23 protein-coding genes, 1 tRNA gene and 2 riboswitches are annotated in these 23,485 nt (G+C 63.2%); of the genes, 17 read left to right on the top strand and 7 right to left on the bottom strand.

The genetic code is table 11. The annotated features are described in order from the left end of the window. Window positions 1-29: 29 nt before the first annotated feature. Genes thiQ through thiB form a run of 3 tightly spaced genes read right to left on the bottom strand, consistent with a single transcriptional unit; the run spans window position 30 to window position 3,404 of the window. Window positions 30-779 (bottom strand): thiamine ABC transporter ATP-binding protein, encoded by a 750-nt coding sequence (gene thiQ / locus G8E10_RS10070; RefSeq protein WP_132664763.1) that lies wholly within the window; start codon window positions 777-779, stop codon window positions 30-32. Then, a complete protein-coding gene (gene thiP, locus G8E10_RS10065; RefSeq protein ID WP_132664762.1) occupies window positions 776-2,428 on the bottom strand; it encodes a thiamine/thiamine pyrophosphate ABC transporter permease ThiP in 1,653 nt (550 codons plus the stop codon). Before thiP ends, thiQ begins: the two co-directional genes overlap by 4 nt. Before the next feature lie 7 nt (window positions 2,429-2,435). After that, window positions 2,436-3,404 (bottom strand): thiamine ABC transporter substrate binding subunit, encoded by a 969-nt coding sequence (gene thiB, locus G8E10_RS10060; RefSeq protein WP_245507196.1) that lies wholly within the window; start codon window positions 3,402-3,404, stop codon window positions 2,436-2,438. Window positions 3,405-3,498: 94 nt separating this feature from the next. Further along, window positions 3,499-3,628: riboswitch (TPP riboswitch) on the bottom strand. A gap of 146 nt (window positions 3,629-3,774) precedes the next feature. Here thiB and G8E10_RS10055 point away from each other — a divergent pair. The 6 genes from G8E10_RS10055 (at window position 3,775) to G8E10_RS10030 (ending at window position 9,743) form a co-directional block, all read left to right on the top strand. Further along, the gene (locus tag G8E10_RS10055) at window positions 3,775-4,425 is read left to right on the top strand and encodes a thiamine diphosphokinase (RefSeq protein WP_132448700.1); all 651 of its coding nucleotides are present in this window, start codon (window positions 3,775-3,777) and stop codon (window positions 4,423-4,425) included. 2 nt (window positions 4,426-4,427) lie between these two features. After that, window positions 4,428-6,263: an ABC-F family ATP-binding cassette domain-containing protein gene (locus G8E10_RS10050; RefSeq protein WP_132664759.1), complete on the top strand. Its 1,836-nt coding sequence runs from the start codon at window positions 4,428-4,430 to the stop codon at window positions 6,261-6,263. Between the two features lie 58 nt (window positions 6,264-6,321). Then, window positions 6,322-6,399: riboswitch (SAM riboswitch) on the top strand. A gap of 49 nt (window positions 6,400-6,448) precedes the next feature. Further along, window positions 6,449-7,372 (top strand): homoserine O-acetyltransferase MetA, encoded by a 924-nt coding sequence (metA, locus tag G8E10_RS10045; protein ID WP_167128468.1) that lies wholly within the window; start codon window positions 6,449-6,451, stop codon window positions 7,370-7,372. A 131-nt stretch (window positions 7,373-7,503) separates the two neighbouring features. Continuing rightward, a complete protein-coding gene (locus tag G8E10_RS10040) occupies window positions 7,504-8,508 on the top strand; it encodes an aldose epimerase family protein (RefSeq protein ID WP_167128830.1) in 1,005 nt (334 codons plus the stop codon). 126 nt (window positions 8,509-8,634) lie between these two features. Next, complete coding sequence (locus G8E10_RS10035) at window positions 8,635-9,327, top strand: hypothetical protein (protein ID WP_167128465.1); 693 nt, start codon at window positions 8,635-8,637, stop codon at window positions 9,325-9,327. Next, on the top strand, window positions 9,306-9,743 hold the full coding sequence (locus G8E10_RS10030) for a PIN-like domain-containing protein (protein WP_343289715.1): 438 nt from the start codon (window positions 9,306-9,308) through the stop codon (window positions 9,741-9,743). The genes G8E10_RS10035 and G8E10_RS10030 overlap by 22 nt, the downstream gene beginning before the upstream one ends. A gap of 39 nt (window positions 9,744-9,782) precedes the next feature. Here the strand turns inward: G8E10_RS10030 and G8E10_RS10025 are convergent. After that, window positions 9,783-9,857, bottom strand: a tRNA-Gly gene (locus G8E10_RS10025). 301 nt (window positions 9,858-10,158) lie between these two features. Here G8E10_RS10025 and G8E10_RS10020 point away from each other — a divergent pair. From G8E10_RS10020 to G8E10_RS10005, 4 genes are all read left to right on the top strand, one after another. After that, a complete protein-coding gene (locus G8E10_RS10020) occupies window positions 10,159-10,668 on the top strand; it encodes a prolyl-tRNA synthetase associated domain-containing protein (protein ID WP_167128458.1) in 510 nt (169 codons plus the stop codon). Between the two features lie 85 nt (window positions 10,669-10,753). Next, the gene (trxA, locus tag G8E10_RS10015) at window positions 10,754-11,752 is read left to right on the top strand and encodes a thioredoxin (RefSeq protein WP_167128455.1); all 999 of its coding nucleotides are present in this window, start codon (window positions 10,754-10,756) and stop codon (window positions 11,750-11,752) included. A gap of 162 nt (window positions 11,753-11,914) precedes the next feature. Next, the gene (locus G8E10_RS10010; RefSeq protein ID WP_110729886.1) at window positions 11,915-12,580 is read left to right on the top strand and encodes an LON peptidase substrate-binding domain-containing protein; all 666 of its coding nucleotides are present in this window, start codon (window positions 11,915-11,917) and stop codon (window positions 12,578-12,580) included. Between the two features lie 8 nt (window positions 12,581-12,588). Continuing rightward, complete coding sequence (locus tag G8E10_RS10005; protein ID WP_110801016.1) at window positions 12,589-12,777, top strand: Trm112 family protein; 189 nt, start codon at window positions 12,589-12,591, stop codon at window positions 12,775-12,777. A gap of 40 nt (window positions 12,778-12,817) precedes the next feature. On the opposite strand, the gene G8E10_RS10000 is transcribed toward G8E10_RS10005, so the two are convergent. Next, window positions 12,818-14,029 carry a ubiquinone biosynthesis hydroxylase gene (locus G8E10_RS10000; RefSeq protein ID WP_167128452.1) on the bottom strand — a complete coding sequence of 404 codons (1,212 nt, stop codon included), beginning with the start codon at window positions 14,027-14,029 and terminating at the stop codon, window positions 12,818-12,820. Window positions 14,030-14,107: 78 nt separating this feature from the next. Between G8E10_RS10000 and tesB the strand changes: the two genes are divergently transcribed. From tesB to G8E10_RS09965, 7 genes are all read left to right on the top strand, one after another. Further along, entirely contained in the window at window positions 14,108-14,992 is an 885-nt protein-coding gene (tesB, locus tag G8E10_RS09995) for an acyl-CoA thioesterase II (RefSeq protein ID WP_167128449.1), read from the top strand. A gap of 225 nt (window positions 14,993-15,217) precedes the next feature. After that, on the top strand, window positions 15,218-15,568 hold the full coding sequence (locus G8E10_RS09990) for a P-II family nitrogen regulator (protein WP_018328583.1): 351 nt from the start codon (window positions 15,218-15,220) through the stop codon (window positions 15,566-15,568). A gap of 30 nt (window positions 15,569-15,598) precedes the next feature. Then, complete coding sequence (locus tag G8E10_RS09985; protein ID WP_167128446.1) at window positions 15,599-16,966, top strand: ammonium transporter; 1,368 nt, start codon at window positions 15,599-15,601, stop codon at window positions 16,964-16,966. Between the two features lie 228 nt (window positions 16,967-17,194). Then, on the top strand, window positions 17,195-17,527 hold the full coding sequence (locus G8E10_RS09980; RefSeq protein ID WP_110729889.1) for a hypothetical protein: 333 nt from the start codon (window positions 17,195-17,197) through the stop codon (window positions 17,525-17,527). Window positions 17,528-17,702: 175 nt separating this feature from the next. Beyond that, on the top strand, window positions 17,703-20,330 hold the full coding sequence (locus tag G8E10_RS09975) for an FtsK/SpoIIIE family DNA translocase (protein ID WP_167128443.1): 2,628 nt from the start codon (window positions 17,703-17,705) through the stop codon (window positions 20,328-20,330). A 169-nt stretch (window positions 20,331-20,499) separates the two neighbouring features. Next, window positions 20,500-21,162, top strand: coding sequence for an outer membrane lipoprotein carrier protein LolA (locus G8E10_RS09970; RefSeq protein ID WP_110729891.1), 663 nt, complete (start codon window positions 20,500-20,502; stop codon window positions 21,160-21,162). Window positions 21,163-21,274: 112 nt separating this feature from the next. Next, the gene (locus tag G8E10_RS09965) at window positions 21,275-22,081 is read left to right on the top strand and encodes an exodeoxyribonuclease III (RefSeq protein ID WP_110801011.1); all 807 of its coding nucleotides are present in this window, start codon (window positions 21,275-21,277) and stop codon (window positions 22,079-22,081) included. 13 nt (window positions 22,082-22,094) lie between these two features. Here G8E10_RS09965 and G8E10_RS09960 read toward each other — a convergent pair whose 3' ends face one another. Then, a complete protein-coding gene (locus G8E10_RS09960) occupies window positions 22,095-22,550 on the bottom strand; it encodes a cyclic nucleotide-binding domain-containing protein (protein ID WP_110729893.1) in 456 nt (151 codons plus the stop codon). A gap of 54 nt (window positions 22,551-22,604) precedes the next feature. Beyond that, on the bottom strand, window positions 22,605-23,288 hold the full coding sequence (locus tag G8E10_RS09955) for a response regulator transcription factor (RefSeq protein ID WP_110729894.1): 684 nt from the start codon (window positions 23,286-23,288) through the stop codon (window positions 22,605-22,607). Between the last annotated feature and the right edge of the window lie 197 nt (window positions 23,289-23,485).

The following is a 23,485-nucleotide window of genomic DNA, read 5'->3' as shown; positions in this document are numbered from 1 at the left end:
CAAATTGTGGCATGCGGTATCAAGGCGGTTCACGGGGCGGGTGAGCGTGCTCCGAGGAAGCGGGCGACCGCTGCCGGTTCGGTCCGGCGAAGGAACGCGTCGGCCTCTTCGTGGAGGGCGACCTTGCCGTCGTCGAGGAACAGCACGCGATCGGCGAGGCGGCGCACGTCATCGGCGTGGTGCGTGACGAGAAGGATCGTGCTGGCTTCCTTCTCCTGCAATGCCGCCAGCAGATCCCCCATTTCCTGTCGCAGTCCGGGGTCCAGCGCGGCAAAGGGCTCGTCGAGCAGAAGGATCGGGCGATGCCGCACGAGAGCGCGGGCAAGCGCCACCCGCTGCCGTTCGCCGCCCGACAGCGTCGGCGGCAGGCGCCGAGCAAAGCCCGCAAGCCCGACATCCCGCAGCGCCCGCTCGATCCGCTCCCGATCCTCCCCGTCAAGCTTCAGGGCGGGGCTGATGCCGAGGCCGACATTGGTTGCGACGTTGAGATGGGCGAAGAGATTGTGCTCTTGGAAGATGACCGAGACCGGACGGAGCGCCGGCGGGATCGGGGTCGCGTCCTCGCCCAGAATGCTGACGCGGCCTGCGTCCGGTGTCTCGAAACCGGCGACGAGGTTGAGCAGGGTGGATTTGCCGGAGCCGGAAGCGCCGGTGATCGCGGTGATCCTGCCGCTTTCGATCGCGGCATCGAAGAGGAGCGTTCGCGGGGCGGGATGACCGGGGAAGCGGACCGCGACGTTTTCAAGACGGACGGCGATCGTCGGGTCTGTCGTAGTCATGATGTGCGCTCCCTCAGGCTTTCGCGTGCGGTTCCGAGGATGGTGAGGGCGACGCAGACGATGCCGAGAAGCAGAGCGAGGCCGGCGGCATCCGTGGTACGGTAGCTGCCCACGCGGCTGTAGAGCAGGTAGGGCAGGGTGACCATGTCCTGCGATCCGAACAATGCGACCGCGCCGAGATCGCCCAGCGACAGGGCGGCGGCGAAGGACAGGGCCATCAACAAGGGGCGGCGCAGGCCCGGCCCGTCGACGAGCACGATGCGGGACCAGCCGGAAATGCCGAGGCTCGTCGTCAGGCGTCCGGTGCGGGCGGCGTGTGTTGCGATGGCCGGTGCCAGCACGCGGGTGACGAAGGGCAGTGCCATCAGCGTGTTGATAAGGGTGATGACGACCGGCGCGAAGCGGGCGACATCGCCGAGCGGGCGAAGCAGCAGAAACCATCCCGCCCCGATGACGACCGGCGGGACGAGGAGGACCAGCGACGTACCGGCGGCGACGCTGCCGGAAAAGACATGCGCGAAACGGCCCGGCCGGCGTGGCGACAGCAGGATCTGGCGCGTGGTCAGCATGGCGGTGGCCAGCGCAACCGAAAGAGCCGCCGACGCCGCGGCGATGCCGAGGCTGGTCGCGAGCGCCCGGTGGACCTGGGCGTCCAATGCCAATTTGGCGAGGTCGGAGGCAAGGCCCGAGACGAGGACGGAGGCGAGCGGCGTTGCGACGAAGAGGGCGGCGAGCGCGATGACAAGGATATCGGCGAGGATGGCGGTGCGAGACCGGCCATCGAAGCGGCGCACCGGCCGGCCGGTCGTGAAGCCCTCGGTTGCGGGCGGGGTCAGCCAGCGAAGGGCCAGAAGGAGCACGGCCGTCACCATGATCTGCAGCGCCGAGAGCGCGATGGCACGTGGGGGATCGAAGTCGAACCGCAGGGCCTGATAGATCGCGACTTCCAGCGTGCTCGCCGCCGGGCCGCCGCCGAGCGTCAGCACCAGCGTGAAACTGGTGGCGCACAGCATGAAGATAAGGCCGGCAATGCCCGACAGCAGGCCGCGGATGACCGGCCACTCGATGAAGCGGAAGAGCGAAAAACTGGATATTCCGAGATTGGCGGAGACAAGCCAGTATTCGCCGGGAATGCGGTCGAGCCCCGACAGCAGCAGTCTGACGGCGAGCGGCATGTTGAAGAAGACATGCGCGACGAGAATGCCGGCGAGACCGTAGATCGCGACAGGACGGTCAAGATCGAGCAGGGCGAACAGATCGTTGACGACGCCCTGCCGCCCCCAGATGCCGACGATGCCGAGGGCTGCGACCAGCGCGGGCAGGCCGAGCGGCAGCGCCATCAGCCTGATGATCCAGATCCGGCCGATAAAGCTTCGGCGCCGGGCGAGCGCCAAGGCCACGGGGATGGCAAAGGCGACCGACAGGAGCGTGGAGAGGCCCGCCTGGATCAAAGTGAAGCGGGCGACGCGCCAGACATAGGCGTCAAAGACAGGGGCGTCGAAGACACCGCTGGTATCCCTCGTGCCCGCCGCCTCGCCGGTCGCGGCCAGCGCGAGAGCGAGGATGGCGGCGCCGACGAACAGCGCGATGCCGACGATGCCCGCTACGCCGAGTGTCCGCGTCAGGCGGCGATCGCGACCGGCGGGCATGGGACGATCAGTTCCGGCTCATGGCGGCCAGCCATTCGTCGATCCAGGCCTTGCGGTTCTTGGCGACCTCCTCGGGGTTCATCAGGAAGGTCGTCTTTGGCTGGACCAGCTTTCCGAAAGCCTCCGGCAGCGGTTCGCTGGTGGTCGCCACCGGCATCATCCAGTTGGTCGTGGGCAGGATCGTCTGCGCTTCCGGGCCGTTGAGGAAGGCGAGGAAGGCCTTGGCGAGATCGGGGTCGCGTGCAGCCTTCGTCATGCCGGCCACCTCGATCTGGATATAGTGCCCCTCGGCAAATTCTGCCGCCTGATAGCGATCGCTGCTTTCGGCGACCATGTGATAGGCGGGCGAGGTCGTGTAGGACAGAACCATGGGCGCTTCGCCCTTGGTAAAGAGGCCATAGGCTTCCGACCAGCCGGGCGTGACGGTGAGGATGCGATCCTTCAGCTTGCTCCAGGCTTCGCTGGACTGGTCGCCATAGACCGACTTTACCCACAGAAGCAGGCCGAGGCCCGGCGTCGATGTGCGGGGATCCTCGATAACGATCTTTTCCTTACCCCCGCCCTCGACCAGTTCCTTGAGGCTTTTCGGCGGGGTCTTCAGCGTCTGCGTGTCGTAGACGAAGGCGAAATGGCCGTAATCATAGGGTACGAAGCTATCGTCCGAAAAGCCGCCGGGAACCTTCAGCGCCGAGGTGTCGAGGCCATGCGGGGCAAAGAAGCCGGTGGCCTTGGCCTCAGTGACGAGGTTTGTGTCGAGGCCGACGACGACATCCGCCTTGGAGGCCGGGCCTTCGAGCTTCAGCCGCGTAAGCAACTCCACGCCATCGGCGACGCTGACATAGGTCAGCGTGCAGTCGCAGGTCTTCTCGAAGCTTTCGGCGACCTTCGGGCCGGGGCCCCATTCGCTGGTGAAGCTCTCATAGGTGTAGACGGTCAGCACCTTCTTCTCGGCGGCTTGTACCCCGGTGAACATCATGCCGGCGGTGAAAAGCAGAGTGGTCGTGGTGGTGAAAAGCCATGTGCCGCGCATGCGCGCCTCCTTTAAAAATACGTGTTTCAAGGGGAGTAGCGCTTGCGAGCCGTCTAATCCCTCCGCCGGTGCTAGCCGGATCAGGTTCCGCGGGTTGGCTTTTCAGCCTCTCAGCCCATCTTCCCGCGACGAAGGATCGTCGCGTTAGAAAGGCACCCCGTTAGAGCACGCAAAGATCTAGACGCGGTCCCGCCTGTTGGCAAGATCCAAGGTTGCAGGATGCGCGGCGTGCCAACGCCCGTGCCCTCCCGCATCTTTAGGGCTTTTGCGTCCTTTGACCTTTGCCTCCGGGACGGCTTCGCGCTATGGCAGCGCGATGACCGCAACCGCATTCACCATCCTGCTCGGCGGGCCGCTGACGATGACCGACCGGCTGGCGTCGCAGCTGGCCGGCACGCGCGTCATCGCGGCCGATGGCGGCATGCGGCATGCGAGCGCCATCGGGCTGACGCCGGAGCTCTGGGTCGGCGATTTCGACTCGACACCGGATGCACTGATCGCGGCTTGGCCGGACGTGCGGCGCGAGCCCTATCCGCCGGCCAAGAACGAGACCGATGGCGAGATTGCGGTCGCTGCGGCGCGGATGCGCGGCGCAACGCGGCTCATTCTCGCTGGGGCGCTCGGCGGCGAGCGCAGCGACCATGCCTTTCAGCACCTGCTGCACGGCCTGCACCTTGCCGAGACCGGGCTCGACGTGCTCCTGACCTCGGGCGAGGAAGAGGCGGTGCCGCTGCTTCCCGGCGTCACGCAGATCGACCTGCCGAAAGGCTGCCTCTTTTCCGTGCTCGGTTTCGATGCGCTGAGCGATCTCTCCATTGCGGGTGCGCGCTATTCGCTCGCCCGTTTCGCGGTGCCCTTCGGGTCGTCGCGCACCCTTTCCAATGTGGCGGAAGGACCCGTGCAGCTGACGCTTGGCACGGGCCGCGCGATGCTTCTCGCCCGCCCCCTCGACATGACAGGAGCCTGACCATGGCGCCGCCCATTCTGAAACTCGACGATATCGTGCTGACCTTCGGTGGCACGCCGCTTTTGAACGGTGCGGCGCTGCAGGTGGAGCCGGGCGACCGGATCTGCCTCGTCGGCCGCAACGGCTCCGGCAAATCGACGCTGCTGAAGATCGCCGCCGGGCTGATCGAGCCGCAGTCGGGCGAGGTGTTTCGGCATCCGTCATCGACCGTGCGCTACCTGGAGCAGGCGCCGGATTTCGGGGCCTACACCACCGTGCAGGCCTATGCCGAGGCGGGCCTCGGGCCGGGCGACGATCCCTATCGTGTGACCTATCTCCTGTCGCATCTGGGCTTGAGCGGCGAGGAGAACCCGAACGATCTCTCCGGCGGCGAGGCGCGGCGCGCGGCCCTTGCCCGGGTACTGGCGCCCGAGCCCGACATCCTGATGCTCGACGAGCCAACCAACCATCTCGATCTTCCGACCATAGAATGGCTGGAAGGCGAGCTGCAGAAGACGCGCAGCGCCCTCATCCTCATCTCGCACGACCGTCGCTTTCTGGAGAAGGTCTCGACCGCGACCGTCTGGCTCGATCGCGGCACATCGCGACGGCTCGACCGGGGCTTTGGCCAGTTCGAAGCGTGGCGGGACCAGGTGCTGGAGCAGGAAGAGCTGGAACAGCACAAGCTCGGCAAGCAGATCGAGCGGGAAGAGCACTGGCTGCGCTATGGCGTGACCGCCCGGCGCAAGCGCAACATGCGCCGCCTCGGCGCGCTGCAGGATCTGCGCTCCAACTATCGCGGCCACAAGGGGCCGCAGGGTTCGGTACAGGCCAACGTGTCCGATGCGCAGGAATCCGGCAAGCTGGTGATCGAGGCGGAGAAGATCACCAAGGCCTATGGCGAGCGCATCATCGTTGCACCCTTTTCCATCCGGGTGCACCGGGGCGACTGCATCGGTCTCGTCGGCCCGAATGGCGCCGGCAAGACGACGCTTTTGAAAATGCTGACCGGCCAGATGAAGCCTGACGAGGGCAAGGTGAAGCTCGGCACCAATCTGGAGATCGCCACGCTCGACCAGAAGCGCGAGGATCTGAACCTTGAGGATACGCTGGCCAACTACCTGACCGACGGCCGCGGCGAGACCCTGCTCGTCAATGGCGAGCAGCGGCATGTGACCGGCTACATGAAGGAGTTTCTGTTCCAGCCGGAGCAGGCGCGCACGCCGATCAAGAACCTCTCCGGTGGCGAGCGGGCTCGGCTGATGCTGGCGCGCATCCTGTCGCGCCCGACGAACCTGCTGATCCTCGACGAACCGACGAACGACCTCGACATCGAGACGCTCGACCTCTTGCAGGAGATCGTCGCAGGCTTTGCCGGCACCGTCATCCTCGTCAGCCACGACCGCGACTTCCTCGACCGCACGGTGACCTCCACCATCGCACCGGCCGATCCGGAAGCCCCGGATGGGCGCTGGATCGAATATGCCGGTGGCTATTCCGACATGATGGTGCAGCGCAAGGGCGTGGCCGACGAGCGCAAGCGCGCCGAGAAGGCGGAGAAGGCCCGCCAGACCGGCGCTGCTTCGACCTCCGGTGCCGGTGGCACCGGGAAAGCGGCCAAGGGAAAGCTCTCCTTCAAGCAGAAGTTCGCGCTGGAGAACCTGCCGAAGGAGATGGAGAAGGCGCAAAGCGAGATCGCGAAGCGCGAGGCCGAGATGGCCGACCCCAAGCTCTTCACCAAGAACCCGGCCCGTTTTGCAGCGCTTGCCGCGGAACTCGAAAAGCTGCGCGCCTCCATCGAAACGATGGAGGGCGAATGGCTGGAGCTGGAAATGCTGCGCGAGGAGCTGGAGGGGTAAAGACCCCACAGCGTCCCTGATTCGCGTCATCCTTGATTCGTGGGGGCATCGGGTCTATGACTTGCGGCGTGGTGATTTGGCCGGCCGGCTTGCAGCCACGTTAAACAAGTCGCTAAAGGGCCGTGGGACGATGTTTCGCCCGCTACCCTCCATTTCGGCCGGTGTCGTTATTCCGAGTGAAGCCGATGCCCATCAAGATACCCGATACGCTGCCCGCCTTTGAAACCCTCGTCTCCGAGGGTGTGCGGGTGATGACCGAAACGGCTGCCATCCGTCAGGATATCCGGCCGCTGCAGATCGGGCTTCTCAACCTCATGCCGAACAAGATCAAGACCGAGGTGCAGATGGCGCGCCTCGTCGGCGCTTCCCCCCTGCAGGTGGAGTTCACGCTGATCCGCCTTGGCAGCCACAAGGCGAAGAACACGTCCGAGGATCACCTGCTCGCCTTCTACGAGACGTTCGAGGATGTTCGCGAGCGGCATTTCGACGGGCTGATCATCACCGGTGCGCCGGTGGAGCTGTTGCCCTTCGAGGAGGTGACCTATTGGGAAGAGATGCAGCAGGTCTTCGAGTGGACGCATACCCATGTTCATTCCACGCTCAATATCTGCTGGGGCGCGATGGCGGCGATCTATCATTTCCATGGCGTGCCGAAGCATGCGCTGCGGGAGAAGGCGTTCGGCGTCTACACACACCACAATCTCAATCCGTCCTCGGTCTATCTCAGCGGCTTCTCCGACGATTTCCAGATCCCCGTATCCCGCTGGACCGAGGTGCGGCGCGGCGACATCGAGACGGTGTCGGGGCTGGAGATCCTGATGGAATCCGACGAGATGGGCGTCTGCTTCGTTCACGAGAAGGCCGGCAACCGTCTCTATGTCTTCAACCATGTGGAATATGATTCGACGTCCTTGTCGGACGAGTATTTCCGCGACGTGAATGCCGGCGTGCCGATCAAGATGCCGTACAATTATTTCCCCCACAACGATCCGGACCTGCCGCCGCAGAACCGCTGGCGCAGCCATGCGCATCTGCTGTTCGGCAACTGGATCAACGATATCTACCAGACGACGCCCTATGAGCTGGCGGAGATCGGCAAGGGGCGCTGAGGTTTGCGCGCGCGGGTAAAGGCGCGCGCTGAAGATTCCGCGATCGACGCGGGGAGACGATGAGGTCGGCGGTGCCTGTGGCGCTGCGACCGGACAAGAGCGAGGACCATATTTTGACCAGCAGCACAGCCATGGAAATTTTCGGCCACCTGAAGACGGGCGAGCCCGTGCACCGCGTGACGATCCGCGGTGGCGGTCTGACGGCGAAGGTCATATCCTGGGGCGCGGTCATTCAGGATCTACGCCTGGAGGGCCATGCGGCACCGCTGGTGCTGGGCTTCGAGGCGTTCGACGATTATCCGGCCCACTCCTCCTATTTCGGTGCGACGCCCGGTCGTTCGGCCAACCGGATCGGCAACGGGCGCTTCACGATCGACGGAGAGGACTTCCAGCTCGAACTCAACGAGAAGGGCGTGACGCATCTCCATGGCGGCAGCGACGGTATTGCCAAGCGTCTCTGGACCATCGTGGATGTCACCGAGGATTCTGTTTCGCTGAAGATCGTCGATCCCGCAGGTCGCGCCGGCTATCCCGGCACCTGCGAGATCAATGCAACCTACCGGCTTTCCGGCCATGGCTGCCTCAGCGTCACCTATACGGCGACGACGGACACCCCGACGATCGCCAATCTCTGCCAGCACACCTATTTCAACCTCGATGGGCGTGCCGACACGCTCGGCCACGACATCATGATCGCCGCCGATCACTACCTGCCGACGAACGAGCAGCAGATACCGACCGGCGAGATCGCCCCGGTCGAGGGCACGGTGTTCGATCTGCGCCAAATGTCGTCTATGCGCCGGCAGACGGAGGGCGAGAAGGTGCTCTACGACCATAATTTCTGCCTCTCGCCGGAGCGCGGCCCCAAGCGGTCCGCGGCCCTTGTCCGCAGCATCGATTCGGGTGTCGCGCTCGAGGTCCGCACGACGGAGCCCGGCGTTCAGTTCTATTCCGGCTTCAAGCTGAACACGCCCGTTCCCGGTCTCGAAGGCCGCACCTACGGGCCGTTTGCAGGCTTCTGCCTGGAAACCCAGATCTGGCCCGACGCCGTCAACCACGCGGGCTTCCCGAACGCCATCCTGCGCCCCGGCGAGACGCTGCGCCAGGAAACGGACTATATCTTCTCGAAGAGCTGAAACGTCATATTGGTGGCAAGCATACTGTGCCTCGGGGCAGCGAAGGCTGAGCGGTACAAGACCATCTGCTTAGTCTCCGTTGACACTGATCTCATAAACTGACTCTAATGTCTCTGGGAGCCGCTCATGGAAAATCTCATCGGCGTTGGTTTGTATACTCCTGCAGAGGCGGGAAGACTTCTTCGCGTCTCCCCGACAAAAATCTCTCGATGGCTTCTGGGGCACGTCGTCAAAGGCGTCGTGTATCGCCCATTATGGGATCCATCGGTCCACTTTGGAGACGAACGGCTTTATCTCGGTTTCAAGGATCTTATGGAGGCTCGTGTCGCCGACGTGCTTATTCGTGAAGGTGTTTCCGCGATCAAGGTTCGTTCAGCTATTAAGATCGCTAAAGAGGAACTTGGAAAAGACCATCCTTTATCAAGCAATCGCTTTCGCACCGATGGCCGAGAGATATTCCTGAGCATCATTTCAACGGATGAGGAGGGGCAGAAAAGTGAGCGGCTGCTAAATCTCTTCCGAAAGCAGTATGAATTTCAGAGCGTGATTGATCCAATTCTGAAAACAGTTGATTTCACGGAGAATGGAGACCCTAAGCTCTGGTGGCCATCAGGCCGAAAATCAAAGGTCGTTGTCGATCCAGCGCGATCTTTTGGTCAACCGATCGATTCAGTATCAAGCGTTCCAACTGCTGTTCTTGCAGCGGCGGGCAGACAGGAAGGTACTGCCGTTGCGGCATTGTCTTATGCGGTAGAGCGGAGTTCAGTTAAGCGCGCTATAGAGTTCGAAAGCGCGTTGTGGCAGCGGGACGCGGCGTGAAGGTCTTTTTCGATAACTGCACCGCGCCAGTTCTCGCATCAACTCTGCATGGCTTTATAAGTCACTACGGTCACTCGGCCTTCCACATCAAAGATGTTCCCGGACTCGCTAGAGGCAGAAGTGCACCCGACGTTGACTGGATTGAGTTATTACGCTCAGCACAAGATACTTGGATTTTTATTTCCGGAGACGGGCGTATCTTGAGGAATCCGCCGGAACGTGTGGCGCTTCGTTCCTCGGGCCTCCATGGCTTCATACTGGCGCCAGCCTACCAAAAAAACCCAATGCACATGAATGCAGCTCTGCTCATCAGTCGATGGCCTGACATCGAGCAGATCACCCAGATCCTATCGGCTCCGTCAATGCATGAAATTCCGATAGGAAAAAGTACAAAGCTTAGGGCACTGCCTCTTTAGCTTCGCTCTAGCATAGCAGAATACTCTCAAGAGAGAAAATGGAGCGGGTGAAGCGATTCGAACGCTCGACCCCAACCTTGGCAAGGTTGTGCTCTACCCCTGAGCTACACCCGCTCATCAACCAAGGTCCGGGGGTAGTCGGTGGACCGTGGCGTCGCCGTTTTCGTTGGCGACGGGCGCTATATCGCTCAGCCGATTTGGAAATGCAACAGGGAAATGACGGGCGTGGAAAAAATTTGCCGAAAGTTCTTCTAAATAATTGAATTTACATGATTTTTCCTGATGATTTTTTACCGGCCGGATGCGCCGGGCGTCGCGGTATTGCGACGGAAGACCTTGCAGACGTGTCTCAGCGATTGCGTCTCGTGTCTGCGCTTCGTAATCACATGGAGGAGCAGAGACAGGAGCCCAAGACATGACGGACGTGCAGCCGAAGACGGCAGAGGATCTTTTCCGCTTTCTCGACGATCTCGGGATCGCCCACCAGACGAAGCGGCATGCACCGGTGTTCACCGTGGCCGAATCGGTATCGCTCCGCGACGAGATTCCCGGCGGGCATACGAAGAACCTGTTCGTGAAGGATAAGAAGGACAATTACTTCCTCTTGACGGTGGAGGAGCATGCGACGGTCGATCTGAAGACCGTGCACACGCTGATCGGTGCCGCGAGCAAGGTCTCCTTCGGCAAGCCGGAGAAGCTGATGGAATATCTAGGCGTCATTCCCGGTGCCGTGACCGCGCTCGGCGTCATCAATGACCATGCCCAAGCCGTCACGCTGGTGCTGGATGCGGACCTGATGCGCGAGGAGATCGTCAACTGCCATCCGCTGACGAACGACGCCACGACATCGCTGGCGTCGAAGGACCTGATCCGCTTTGCCGAGGCGATGGGGCATGTGCCGCTTGTCTTGAAAGTCACGGCCTGACATACGATCTTTGAGGGCAATGGCCGGAGCACATCCGGTAAGGACGAGGATCGGGGCTGCGCATGGTCCCTGCAAGGAGCATTCGATGAGCGGCAACAATCCCTATTCCGGTTCCTACGGCAGCCAGATGAGCGCGACGGCCACCTATGGCGGCGCGCCCGCAACGGCGTCGCCATCGCCTGCCGCCGTTGCGCCCGCAACGAGCGGTCCATTGATCTCCGACACGACGACGGCCACCTTTGCCCGCGACGTGCTGGAGGCCTCCCGTGGCCTGCCGGTGCTGGTCGATTTCTGGGCGCCCTGGTGCGGCCCGTGCAAGCAGCTGACGCCGATCATCGAGAAGGTGGTGACGGAAGCGGGCGGGCGCGTGAAGCTCGTCAAGATGAACATCGACGATCACCCTTCGATCGCCGGCCAGCTCGGCATCCAGTCCATTCCCGCCGTTGTCGCCTTCGTTGACGGTCGTCCGGCGGATGGTTTCATGGGTGCCGTTCCGGAAAGCCAGATCCGGGCCTTTATCGAGAAAATCGCAGGTCCCATGATCGACGATCAGGCAGCAGAGATCGAAGCGGCGCTTGCCGAAGCGAAGCAGCTGCTGGACGCCGGCGACCTGCAGAATGCCGGCGGCATCTTCGCCTCCGTGCTTCAGGTCGAGCCGGAAAGCCTGCCGGCGCGCGCCGGGCTTGTCGAGGTGATGATTGCATCGGACGCGCTCGATCAGGCGCGCGAGATCCTGTCGGAGCTTTCCGACGAGCAGAAGGCCGATCCGCAGGTCTCCGCCCTTCTCAAGCGGCTCGATCAGATCGACGAAGCGCGCAAGCTGGGCGACCCTAAGGCGCTGGAAGCTGCCCTTCTTGCCGATCCCGACGATCATGCCGCCCGGCTGAACCTTGCCAAGATCCGCAATGTGGAGGGCGACCGACAGACGGCGGCCGAGCATCTGCTGACGATCATGCGGCGCGACCGCGCGTTTGACGACGATGGCGCCCGCCGGGCGCTGGTTGCCTTCTTCGAGGTTTGGGGACCTGCCGATCCGGCAACGCTGTCGGCACGCCGCAAGATGTCGGCCATCCTGTTCTCGTGAACTTTTTCGCGCCGGAGCCGTTTCCTCCGGTTCGACATGCCGCATCTCCCAGCCATGTTTCCCGCTTGAGATTTCCGGCAAGCGCACCATGTCATCCCATAATGCGAGGCGGACGGGCCGATGATCGGTCCGTTGCCCGAGATACGGCGGAGTTTGCCTGAGATGCAGGTCGGAAATGCACGTTACCTGAAGCCGAGGGATATTCCGGACGTCATTCCGGTGTTTCCGCTGACCGGCGTTCTGCTGCTGCCGGGCTCGCAGCTGCCGCTCAACATCTTCGAGCCGCGCTACCTCGCCATGTTCGACGACGCGCTCTGCGGCAACCGCCTGATCGGCATGGTGCAGCCCTCGCTGACCGATCACAGCGAGAATAGCCAGGCGCTGTGTCAGGTTGGCTGCGTCGGCCGCATCACGTCGTTTGCCGAGATGGAGGACGGGCGCTACATTACCTCGCTGACCGGCATCTGCCGTTTCCGCCTGTTCGACGAGATGCACCCGGTCAAGGGGTATCGGACTTTCAAGATAACGCCGTTTGCCGGCGATCTCACGGAATCCGAAGACGAAGCGCAGGTGGATCGCGAAGCGCTGCTGGCCGCCTTCAAGGCCTATCTCGACACCAACAAGCTGGAAGCCGACTGGGAGAGCGTGGAGCGCGCCGGCAACACGACGCTGGTCAACTCCATGGCGATGATGCTGCCCTACGGCCCGGCCGAAAAGCAGGCGCTGCTGGAAGCGCCGGACCTGAAGACGCGGGCCGACACGCTGATCGCGATCACCGAGATCGTGCTGGCGAAGACCTTCGGCGACATCGAAACCATGCTGCAATAGGCCCTGCTGTGGACGAGAGAACCCGCCGCGTCGACCCGAAGCTGCTCGAGCTTCTCGTCTGCCCGCTGACCAAAGGGCGGCTGAGCTATAGCGCTGCGGAAAACGAACTCGTCTCGGAGAAGGCGCGGCTCGCCTATCCCATCCGCGACGGCATTCCCATCATGCTGATTTCCGAGGCCCGCAAGATCGAGGACTGATGGTCCCGGTGCGGCAAATCAAACATGCCCGGCCGGTCTTTCAGATAGCCTTGCCCGTCAGGAGCTTTGGATCGCTGCTTGCGGCGGCTCCCGCTTGGCGGATGAAGAAGGATTTGAGCGGGGTCAGGCGATCCACGATGCCGAGGCCGAGGTCGCGCAGCATGCGCACGGGCATAATGTCGTTGGAAAACAGGCGGTTCAGCACATCCGTCGTCACCCCCATGCGGACCGTGTCGAAGCGGCGCCAGGTCTGGTAGCGCTCGAGGACGGCGAGCGAGCCGATGTCGAGCCCGAGCCGATCGGCATCGACGATGGTTTCGGCCAATGCCGCCACATCCTTGAACCCGAGATTGAGGCCCTGCCCGGAAATGGGGTGGATGCCATGGGCCGAATCGCCGGCCAGCGCGAAGCGATTGGCGACGAAGGCGCGCGCGAGCGTCAGCCCGAGCGGAAAGGCGCGGCGTCCGCCGACCACCTTCAAGGCGCCGAGCTTGTAGCCGAAGCGGCGTTCCAGTTCGGCCTCGAAGACGAGGTCGTCGCTGTCGATGAGGCGGTTCGCGTCCTCCGTCCGCTCGGTCCAGACGAGCGACGAGCGGTTGCCGCGCAGAGGCAAGGTGGCGAACGGGCCGGCCGGCAGGAAGTGCTCCTCGGCGGTGCCGTCATGCGGCCGCTCGTGCTCGACCGTGGTGACGATGCCGGACTGCCCATAATCGAAATTCACGGTCTTGATGCCGGCAGCATCGCGCAGCTTCGAGCGCACGCCGTCGCAGGCGACGAGCAGGCGGGCCTCGATTTCGCCGCCATCGGCAAGCTTCAGCCGAACGGCGTGTTCGTCTGCGGTGAAGCCGCTTGCGGTCGTCGAGGGGCGGATGTCGATGCCGAGGCTTGCCGCCTTGTCGCGCAGCGCGCCGACGAGCGCGACGTTCGGGACCATATGGGCGAAGGGGCGATCCGCATCCGGGTCGCCCTCGAAGGTGAGGAAGACAGGGCGGACGGGATCGGCAGTCTTGGAATCCGTGATGACCATGCGGCGGATCGGCTCGGCTTCCGGCGCGATCGTCTGCCAGATCCTCAGGACGTCGAGCATGGAGGAAGCGGCGGCTGCAATAGCGGACGCCCGCTCGTCGCCGCGCCAGGCGCCGTCCGGTGCGCCGTCGATCAGCGTCACCGAGAGGTGCGGCGCTGCCGTCTTGACGGCGACCGCCAGCGAAAGCCCGACATATCCGCCGCCTGCCACCAATAGATCGATCATCCGTCTCGTCCTTCGCTCTTGTGCTTGCGCACTATATAGATCATCGACCTCATGCTTCCTACCGCCGGAGACCGCGCAATGTCCAATGATGCCCCAACCGAAACTGCCATGGATGTGCTCCTCCAGACGCTTGACTTGGAGAAGCTGGAGGAAAATCTCTTCCGCGGCGTGTCGCCGCAGGTCGGCTGGCAGAGGGTGTTCGGCGGGCAGGTGATCGGGCAGGCGCTGGTAGCCGCGCAGCGCACGGTGACTGCGGATCGCTTCGTGCATTCGCTTCACGCCTATTTCATGCGGCCGGGCGATCCCGCCGTGCCGATCATCTACGAGGTCGACCGGATCCGCGATGGCGGCAGCTTCACCACGCGGCGCGTGGTGGCGATCCAGCATGGCGCGGCGATCTTCGCGCTGTCGGCTTCCTTTCAGGTGGAGGAAGAGGGGCTCGACCATCAGGTGTCGCCGCCAACGGTCGCGCAGCCGGAAGAGCTGATGGGCGAAGCCGAGATGAAGGCGATGTTTCTGGCGAACGCGCCGGAGGCGATCCGGCGATACTGGGAGCAGCCGCGGCCGATCGAAATCCGCCCGGTATCGCTGAAGCACTATTTCTCGCGCGAGCGGCAGGAGCCGGTCCAGCATGTCTGGGTCAAGGCGACCGGGGCCGTGCCGGACGACCGGCCGCTGCAGGCGGCGGTGCTCGCCTATCTCTCCGACATGACGTTGCTCGACACATCGCTGCGCGCCCACGGCACCTCGATCTTCGACCGCAGCCTGCAGGTAGCGAGCCTCGACCACGCCATGTGGTTCCACCGTCCGGTGAAGCTCGACGACTGGCTGCTCTATACGCAGGACAGCCCCAGCACGAGTGGCGCGCGCGGCATGAACCGCGGCAGCCTGTTCGATCGCTCCGGAAACCTGATCGCATCCGTCGCTCAGGAAGGACTGATTCGGAAAAAGGCAAATGACTAATTATTCAGCAAATTTTTAAATTTGCGCAATTTTTAGCCTGAAAATCTGGCGAATATTTAACGTTTCATCGGCGTCTCGTCGGCGAATGCGGTGATTTGGTGACTTTTCATCTATTTTTCGCACTGACGCGGAACTGGCACGCGCTTTGAATAGAACTGAGCGGTCGTTGGGGAAACAAGGCTCATCGGCATGCAAAGACGGCACGTGAGCCGCAGATGAACAAGGATGGGAAACCAGATGAAAATTGTGATGGCCATTATCAAGCCGTTCAAGCTCGATGAGGTTCGTGAAGCGCTCACCGCCGTCGGAATCCAGGGCCTGACCGTTACGGAAGTGAAGGGCTACGGCCGCCAGAAGGGGCATACTGAAATCTACCGCGGCACCGAATACGCCGTCAGCTTCCTGCCGAAGCTCAAGATCGAAATCGCCGTCGCCTCCGAGATCGTGGACAAGGCCGTCGAAGCGATCGCGTCTTCCGCCAAGACCGGCCAGATCGGCGACGGCAAGATCTTCGTCTACTCCATTGACCATGCGGTGCGCATTCGTACCGGCGAAACCGATTCAGAAGCGCTGTAAGCAACGGCTGTTAGAGGGAGCTTTCTTCACATGACATCTCACACATTCTCGACAACCCTCGGGCGCTTCGGTGCCGCAACGGCCGCCTTCCTGGCGCCGGTTGTCGCATTTGCCCAGGACACCGCGGTGCCGGCCGTTGCCGAAACGGCAGCTGCTCTGCCCGTTCCGGACAAGGGCGACACCGCCTTCATGTTCGTCTCGACCATCCTGGTCCTCTTCATGCTCATCCCCGGCCTCGCCCTGTTCTACGGCGGCCTGGTGCGCACCAAGAACATGCTGTCGGTTCTCATGCAGTGCACCGTCATCGGCGCCACCGTCATGCTCATCTGGGTCACCTATGGCTACTCCTTCGCCTTCGGCGGATCCGAGAGCGCCTACTGGGGCGGCACCGCCAAGATGTTCCTTTCGGGCGTAACCAAGGACTCCACGGCGGCGACCTTCTCCGCCGGCGTCGTCATTCCCGAATACATCTTCGTGGTCTTCCAGATGACGTTCGCGGCCATCACGCCCGCCCTCATCGTCGGCGCGTTTGCCGAACGCATCAAGTTCTCGGCTGCCGTCCTGTTCTGCGCCCTCTGGGTCACGTTCGTGTACTTCCCGGTCGCACATATGGTCTGGGATGCCAACGGCCTCCTCTTCAAGATGGGCGCGCTTGACTTCGCAGGCGGCACGGTCGTGCACATCAATGCTGGTGTTGCCGGTCTCCTCGGCGCCATTATGGTCGGCAAGCGCACCGGCTTCGGCAAGGACATGATGGCCCCGCATTCGATGACTCTGACGATGGTCGGTGCATCCATGCTCTGGGTCGGCTGGTTCGGCTTCAACGCCGGTTCCAACCTCGAAGCGTCCGGCGGCGCAATGCTCGCAACGGTCAACACCTTCGTCGCGACGGCAGCTGCCATCGTTTCCTGGTCGATCGTGGAAACCTTCACCCGCGGCAAGGCCTCCATGCTCGGCGGCGCTTCGGGCATGGTTGCCGGCCTCGTTGCCGTCACCCCGGCTGCCGGCATCGTCGGCCCCATGGGTGCCATCGTTCTCGGCCTCGTGGTCTCGCCGCTTTGCTACTTCTTCGTCTCGGTCGTGAAGAACAAGTTCGGTTACGACGACACGGCTGACGTCTTCGGCGTTCACTGCGTCGGCGGCATCTTCGGCGCCATCGCAACCGGCGTCTTCGCCAGCGCCTCGCTGGGCGGCATCGGCTATGCCGAAGGCATCACCATGGGTGCTCAGGTCGTCACGCAGATCAAGGCCGTCGGCATCACCATCATCTGGTGCGGCATCGGTTCGGCGATCCTCTACAAGCTCGTGGACGTCATCGTCGGCCTGCGCGTACCGGTGGAAGCCGAGCGCGAAGGTCTCGACCTCGCAAGCCATGGCGAAGCTGCCTACCACTCGTAAGCGCTTCGCGGGAGATCGGCCGAAAGCCGGTCTCCAACCCGCCTCAGGCGCAGGTTCGTCAAGCCCGGCAGTCATCTGCCGGGCTTTTCCCGTTCTGGCGGTTCCTTGGCGGGTCCTCTGTTCTCCGGCAGGCTTTCGGCGTCCGCGATTTTCCCCACGGCATGCGCGTTGCCGATTGACTTCGCGGGGAAATATTTTCAACTTCCGGTTTTTCTAAAAGAGGGCATCATGGCCACTGCGATCCGCCTGCAACATCCCGCCACCGGCATCACGAAGATCGGATATTACGGCTTCAGCTGGACCAGTCTCTTCTTCGGCGGCATTCCGGCGCTGCTGCGAGGCGATGTGGGGCTCGGGCTCGGCATGATCGTCGTGGGCATGATCGCCGGCTTCATCGGCGTCGGTCTCGGCTGGTTCATCGTCGGCATCATCTGGGCGTTCATCTACAACAAGATCCACACGACGCGGCTCGTTGAGGCTGGCTACAAGCTGGCGGATGCGCCGGAGCGGGTGCGGGATGCGCAGCGGGCGCTCGGCATCGGCGATCAGGCGGTCCTGTAGGGTCAGGACGGGTCACACGTCGATTTTGGCCGGCCCGTGCCATTCAGGCGGGCATGGTTAATGGACCTTTAACCCTCTCTGCCTACCCTGCGGGCTGGGGCGCCTTTTCTTTCAGACGATCGGGGCGTTTCGGACGATCGGGGCGCTTCGGCGATCAGGACAGGCAGATTTTTCCATGGCAAGAAGCAATCAGGCGGCATTCGACACCCGGTCCGGCAGGTTCGTGCTGTCGGCATTCGTGTGGCGCCAGTCGGTGGCGCTTGCCGGTTACACGCTGTTTGCGCTGCTGATGGCGGCGGTTGCCGCCCTTTCCACCTGGAACGTCGCTGACCCCAGCTTTTCCTATGCCACGGCCAACCCGCCGACCAACATCCTCGGCACGGGCGGCGCGGCCTTTGCCGACGGGATGATGCAGTTCTTCGGGATCGGCAGCGTCGTGGCGCTGCTGCCCGTGCTGGCCTGGGCGCTGGTTCTCATCGGCAACAAGCCGTTCGACAAGATCATCAAGCGCGGCGCCTGCTGGTTCGTCGGCTCGGTTCTCGCCGCTGCGGCGCTGTCTTGCGTGCCGGCACCCGTCACCTGGCCTTTGCCGAACGGTCTCGGCGGCGTGTTCGGCGACATGATCCTGCGCCTGCCGGCGCTGATTACCGGGGAGTATCCGACCGGCACCTTCGCCACCGTGCTCGGCTCGATCATCGCCATTCCCGCAACCGTCTTCCTCGTTTATGCCGCCGGCCTTTTCGGCGTTGCCGATCCCGACGAGGAGGAAGTGCCGGTCGTCACGCCCAGCAAGGCGAAGACCGTGCGCGAGGAGATCGAGGACGACGAGACGGGCGGCGGGTTCGTCATGTTCCTCGCCGGCGCCTTCACGCATATGCGCTATACGACACAGGCCCGTTTCCGCCGCCTCTTCGGTCTTGCCCGCCGCGCGCCGGCAGCAGAGCGGGATTTCGACGAGCCTTATGATTTCAACGACGACGAGTTCGGCACGCTGAACGAGCCGGTGCGGCGCAAGTCCGCCGTGCGGGTCGAGCCTTCGCTCGATGGTCCTGCCACGCCGCGCCGCGATCCCGGCTTCGATACGGATGATTCGGAAGACGAGGACGATGCGGACGACGCGGATATGCTGCCGTCGGGCCTTCTCTCCGGCGATGACGACATGCATTCGGCTCCCGCTCCCCGGCGCGCGCCCGTTCCCAGCCGCGTCGTTGCCGCACAGCCGCGGCCGCGCGCTCCGGAAACGGCGTTCGAGCGGCGCGGCAATGGGGACGGTACCTTTACCCTGCCGCCGCTCGAGTTCCTGAGCGAGCCGAAGAACGTCGTGCGCGATGCGACGCTCTCGGCGGATGCGCTGGAGCAGAACGCCCGTATGCTGGAAGGCGTGCTCGAAGACTTCGGCGTCAAGGGTGAGATCATCCATGTCCGTCCGGGACCCGTCGTCACGCTCTACGAACTGGAGCCGGCACCGGGCATCAAGTCCTCCCGCGTCATCGGCCTTGCCGACGATATCGCCCGCTCGATGAGTGCAATCGCCGCCCGCGTCGCCGTCGTGCCGGGACGCAACGCTATCGGTATCGAGCTGCCGAACCAGCGCCGCGAGACGGTCTACCTGCGCGAATTGATTGGTTCCAGAGACTTCGAAGGCAGCAAGGCGAAGCTCGCCATGGCGCTCGGCAAGACGATCGGCGGCGAGCCTGTCATCACCGATATCGCCAAGATGCCGCATCTGCTCGTCGCCGGTACCACCGGCTCGGGCAAGTCGGTTGCGATCAACACGATGATCCTGTCCATTCTCTACCGCATGACGCCGGACCAGTGCCGGCTGATCATGATCGACCCGAAGATGCTCGAACTCTCCGTCTATGACGGCATCCCGCACCTGCTCTCGCCCGTGGTAACCGATCCGAAGAAGGCCGTCGTGGCGCTGAAATGGACGGTGCGCGAGATGGAAGAGCGCTACAAGAAGATGTCGAAGATCGGCGTTCGCAATATCGACGGCTTCAACTCCCGCGTCGAGCAGGCGCTGGAGAAGGGCGAGGCGATCAGCCGCACGGTGCAGACCGGCTTCGATCGCCAGACCGGCGAGGCGACCTACGAGACGGAAGAGTTCGATCTGCAGCCGATGCCCTATATCGTCGTGATCATCGACGAGATGGCCGACCTCATGATGGTGGCCGGCAAGGACATCGAAGGGGCCGTGCAGCGGCTGGCCCAGATGGCGCGTGCCGCCGGCATCCATGTGATCATGGCAACGCAGCGTCCGTCCGTCGATGTCATCACCGGCACGATCAAGGCGAACTTCCCGACCCGCATTTCCTTCCAGGTGACGTCGAAGATCGACAGCCGCACCATTCTCGGCGAGCAGGGCGCCGAACAGCTGCTGGGGCAGGGCGACATGCTCTACATGGCCGGCGGCGGGCGCATCCAGCGTGTCCATGGGCCCTTCGTTTCGGACAACGAGGTCGAGCAGATCGTCTCCTACCTGAAGACGCAAGGATCGCCGGACTATCTCGATGCGATCACTGAGGACGATGGCGAGGACGACGAGGGCGGCAGTGGGGGCGGACCGGCCGGCACCGGCAACCTGGCGGAGTCCGACGATCCTTACGACCAGGCCGTGGCGATCGTCCTGCGGGACGGCAAGGCCTCGACCTCCTATGTCCAGCGCCGTCTCGGCATCGGCTACAACCGGGCGGCCTCGCTGATCGAGCGCATGGAAAAGGAAGGCATCATCGGCGCGGCCAACCATGCCGGCAAGCGCGAGATCCTCGTGCCGACGGAAGACGAGATCACCGGACGCTGACGGCGACCGGTCCTGGCCTTTGGGCGAGGCCGACATCTCCGCCCCATGCGGTGGTGACGAGGCTCGCGGCTGGCCTGCACGTCTTGTCTCGGTTAGGTCTTGTCCCGCGAGGTCTTGAAGGTGCCGCAGTTGCGCGCCACATCACGCAGTGATTCAACAGGAGTTTCCCATGACAGAGACACGAACGACCGACAGGACTGGACAGGCGGATCGGTCGCTCCTGTCGCGGCGCACCTTCGTGGCAGGCGTGGCGGTTTTCGGCGTGCTGGCGACCATCGGGCTTCCGCTCGACCCGGCCGCGGCGCAGTCGACCGGTACGGCGCAGAAGATCGCCGATCACTTCGCATCGGTGAAGACGATGAGCGGCGAGTTCGTCCAGTTCGGCCCGCGCGGCGAGCAGACGGGCGGCAAGTTTTTCATCAGCCGTCCGGGGCGCATCCGCTTTAACTATGAGGCGCCGTCGCCGATGCGCGTCATTGCCGACGGCAAGTCGGTCGTCATCGGCAACCAGAAGCTCAAGACCTGGGATCTCTATCCCTTGTCGAAGACGCCGCTGAACCTGCTTCTGTCCAATTCCATCGACCTCTCGGGCAAGACCGTGCGCGACGTGAAGGAAGAGACGGACCTGATCACGATCGTGCTCGGCGACCGCTCGATCTTCGGCGACAGCACCATCACCATGATGTTCGATCCGAAGACCTACGACCTTCGCCAGTGGACGATCACCGATCCGCAGAAGAAGGATACGTCCGTGATGATCTTCAACGTGAAGACCGGCATGCCGATGGACGATGCCGTCTTCCGGATCCCTTACGACGAGATCCGCAAGTAGGCATCTGCCGTCGTGCTTGTCGCGCGCGCTTAAAATGGATTAAAGGTCCCGGATGGGACTGGTTGAAGGTCCCGTTCCCGCGGGACCTTTTTCGCATTCCGGAAGGCACATCATGACTTTGTCGATCGCAACCTGGAACATCAATTCCGTTCGTCTGCGTATGCCGCTGGTGTCGGATTTCCTCGTGCGGTTTCAGCCCGACATTCTCTGCCTGCAGGAGACCAAGTGCCCGAACGATCTCTTCCCGGTGAAGGCTTTCGAGGCGCTGGGCTATGGACACATGGCGATGCACGGGCAGAAGGGCTATCACGGCGTCGCCACGCTCTCGCGGCTGCCGCTGACGGAACTCGTGGACCGGCGGGACTATTGCGGCGTCGGCGATGCGCGGCATCTCTCTGTGGTCTTCACGCATGGGCTCAAGCGCATCCGCCTGCACAATTTCTATGTGCCGGCCGGGGGTGACGAGCCGGACCGGACCATCAACAAGAAGTTCGGCCACAAGCTCGATTTCCTCGAGGAGATGAAGCTGCTGCATGCGGAGGCGGACGCCGGCGTGTCCTCGATCCTCGTCGGCGATCTCAACGTCGCGCCGCTCGAACACGATGTCTGGTCTCACAAGCAGCTTCTGAAGATCGTCAGCCATACGCCGATCGAGACCGAAGGGCTGACCGCCATCATGACGGGCGGCGCCTGGGTGGACCTGATGCGCCAGCACACGCCCTCGCCGGAAAAGCTCTATACTTGGTGGAGCTATCGCGCCAAGGACTGGGAAGCTGCCGACCGCGGCCGTCGCCTCGACCATATCTGGTCGTCCGCCGATCTCTCCGCGCATCTGCGGCAGGTCGATATCATCAAGGAAGCCCGCGGCTGGGAGCGTCCGTCCGACCACGTGCCTGTGATTGCGACCTTCGACCTCTGAGGGAAACGGCGGATCAGAGAAAGCGCGGAGCGAGCTTGCCGACGCGGCGGATCATGGCGTTGAGATTGTCGCGGATGCGCTTGTCGACGAGGGCGGCGACGTCGGGATACTCCTCCAGCATGCGGTGGAAGAGCGGCCGGGTGATGCGGATGACCTCGGTCTCGACCTCGGCCGTCGCGGTGAACTTGCGCTCCACCAGTGAGATCATTGCGAGTTCGGAAAGGAGCGTGCCGCGGCCGACATTGGCGATGGTCTCGATGCCGCCGCTCGCCGTCGCCCGGGTCAGCGCCAGGCGTCCGGCGGCGACCGCATAGGCGCAATCGGCAGGCGCACCTTCGCGAAACAGCTGCTGGCCACGCACCAGCCGGCGGCGTTCGGCGCCGAATGCGACGAGGCGAAGCTTTTCGTCATCGATATCCGCAAACAGCGGCACGATGGAGAGAAGGGCGATATCGTCGTTCAGCGCCAAGGGGCTCTCCGATCCGTTGCCGTCCGCACGCGGACGGCCGATCGTCAGCCGGCCTTATGGGACGATCTTGTAGCCGCCATTTTCTGTCACCAAAATCTCGGCATTGGAAGGGTCGCGCTCGATTTTCTGGCGGAGACGATAGACGTGGGTCTCCAGCGTGTGCGTGGTGACGCCGGAATTGTAGCCCCAGACTTCCTCCAGCAACACATCGCGCGTCACCACCTTCTGGTCGGCGCGGTAGAGATAGCGGATGATGGCCGCTTCCTTTTCCGTCAGGCGGATCTTCTGCCCGTTTTCGAGCGTCAGCAGCTTCTGGCTGGGCTTGAACGTATAGGGGCCGACGGTGAAGGTCGCGTCCTCGCTCTGCTCGTGCTGGCGCAGCTGGGCGCGGATGCGGGCCAGCAGGACGGCGAAGCGGAACGGCTTGGTGACATAGTCGTTGGCGCCGGCTTCCAGCCCGAGGATCGTGTCGGAATCGGTGTCGTGGCCGGTGAGCATGATGATCGGCGCCTTGAAGCCGCCCTTGCGCAGGAGCTTCACGGCCTCGCGGCCATCCATGTCCGGCAGGCCGACATCCATGATCAGCAGCGAAACCGTTGCGGTTCGCGCCGCCTGTACGCCCTTGCTGGCCGTCGCCTCCTGCAGAATGACGAATTCCTCGTAGAGCGACAGCTGCTCGACCAGCGTCTGGCGCAACACGTCATCATCGTCGACGAGCAGAATGGTGCGGGATGACATGTTGGACTTCCTCCTAGGCGTCTGACGTAAATTAGCTCTCGCATCGGACTTGGCAAGCACTCGGGCAAGCCAAGCCGGCACTCTGCAGGCCGAGGAGGCCCGCTTCACGCCGGAAATCGGTCATCCCGGCGTTCCCTTCGCGAGAGGGCTATCAGCGAAAACCATATTCTATGGCAAGCATGGCGTCCCTTCGCTGA

The sequence above is a fragment of the Ferranicluibacter rubi genome (assembly GCF_011603255.1).
GTDB lineage: Bacteria > Pseudomonadota > Alphaproteobacteria > Rhizobiales > Rhizobiaceae > Ferranicluibacter > Ferranicluibacter rubi.
Note: the sequence above shows the minus strand (reverse complement) of the source record. Positions and strands in the feature narration are given on the sequence as shown.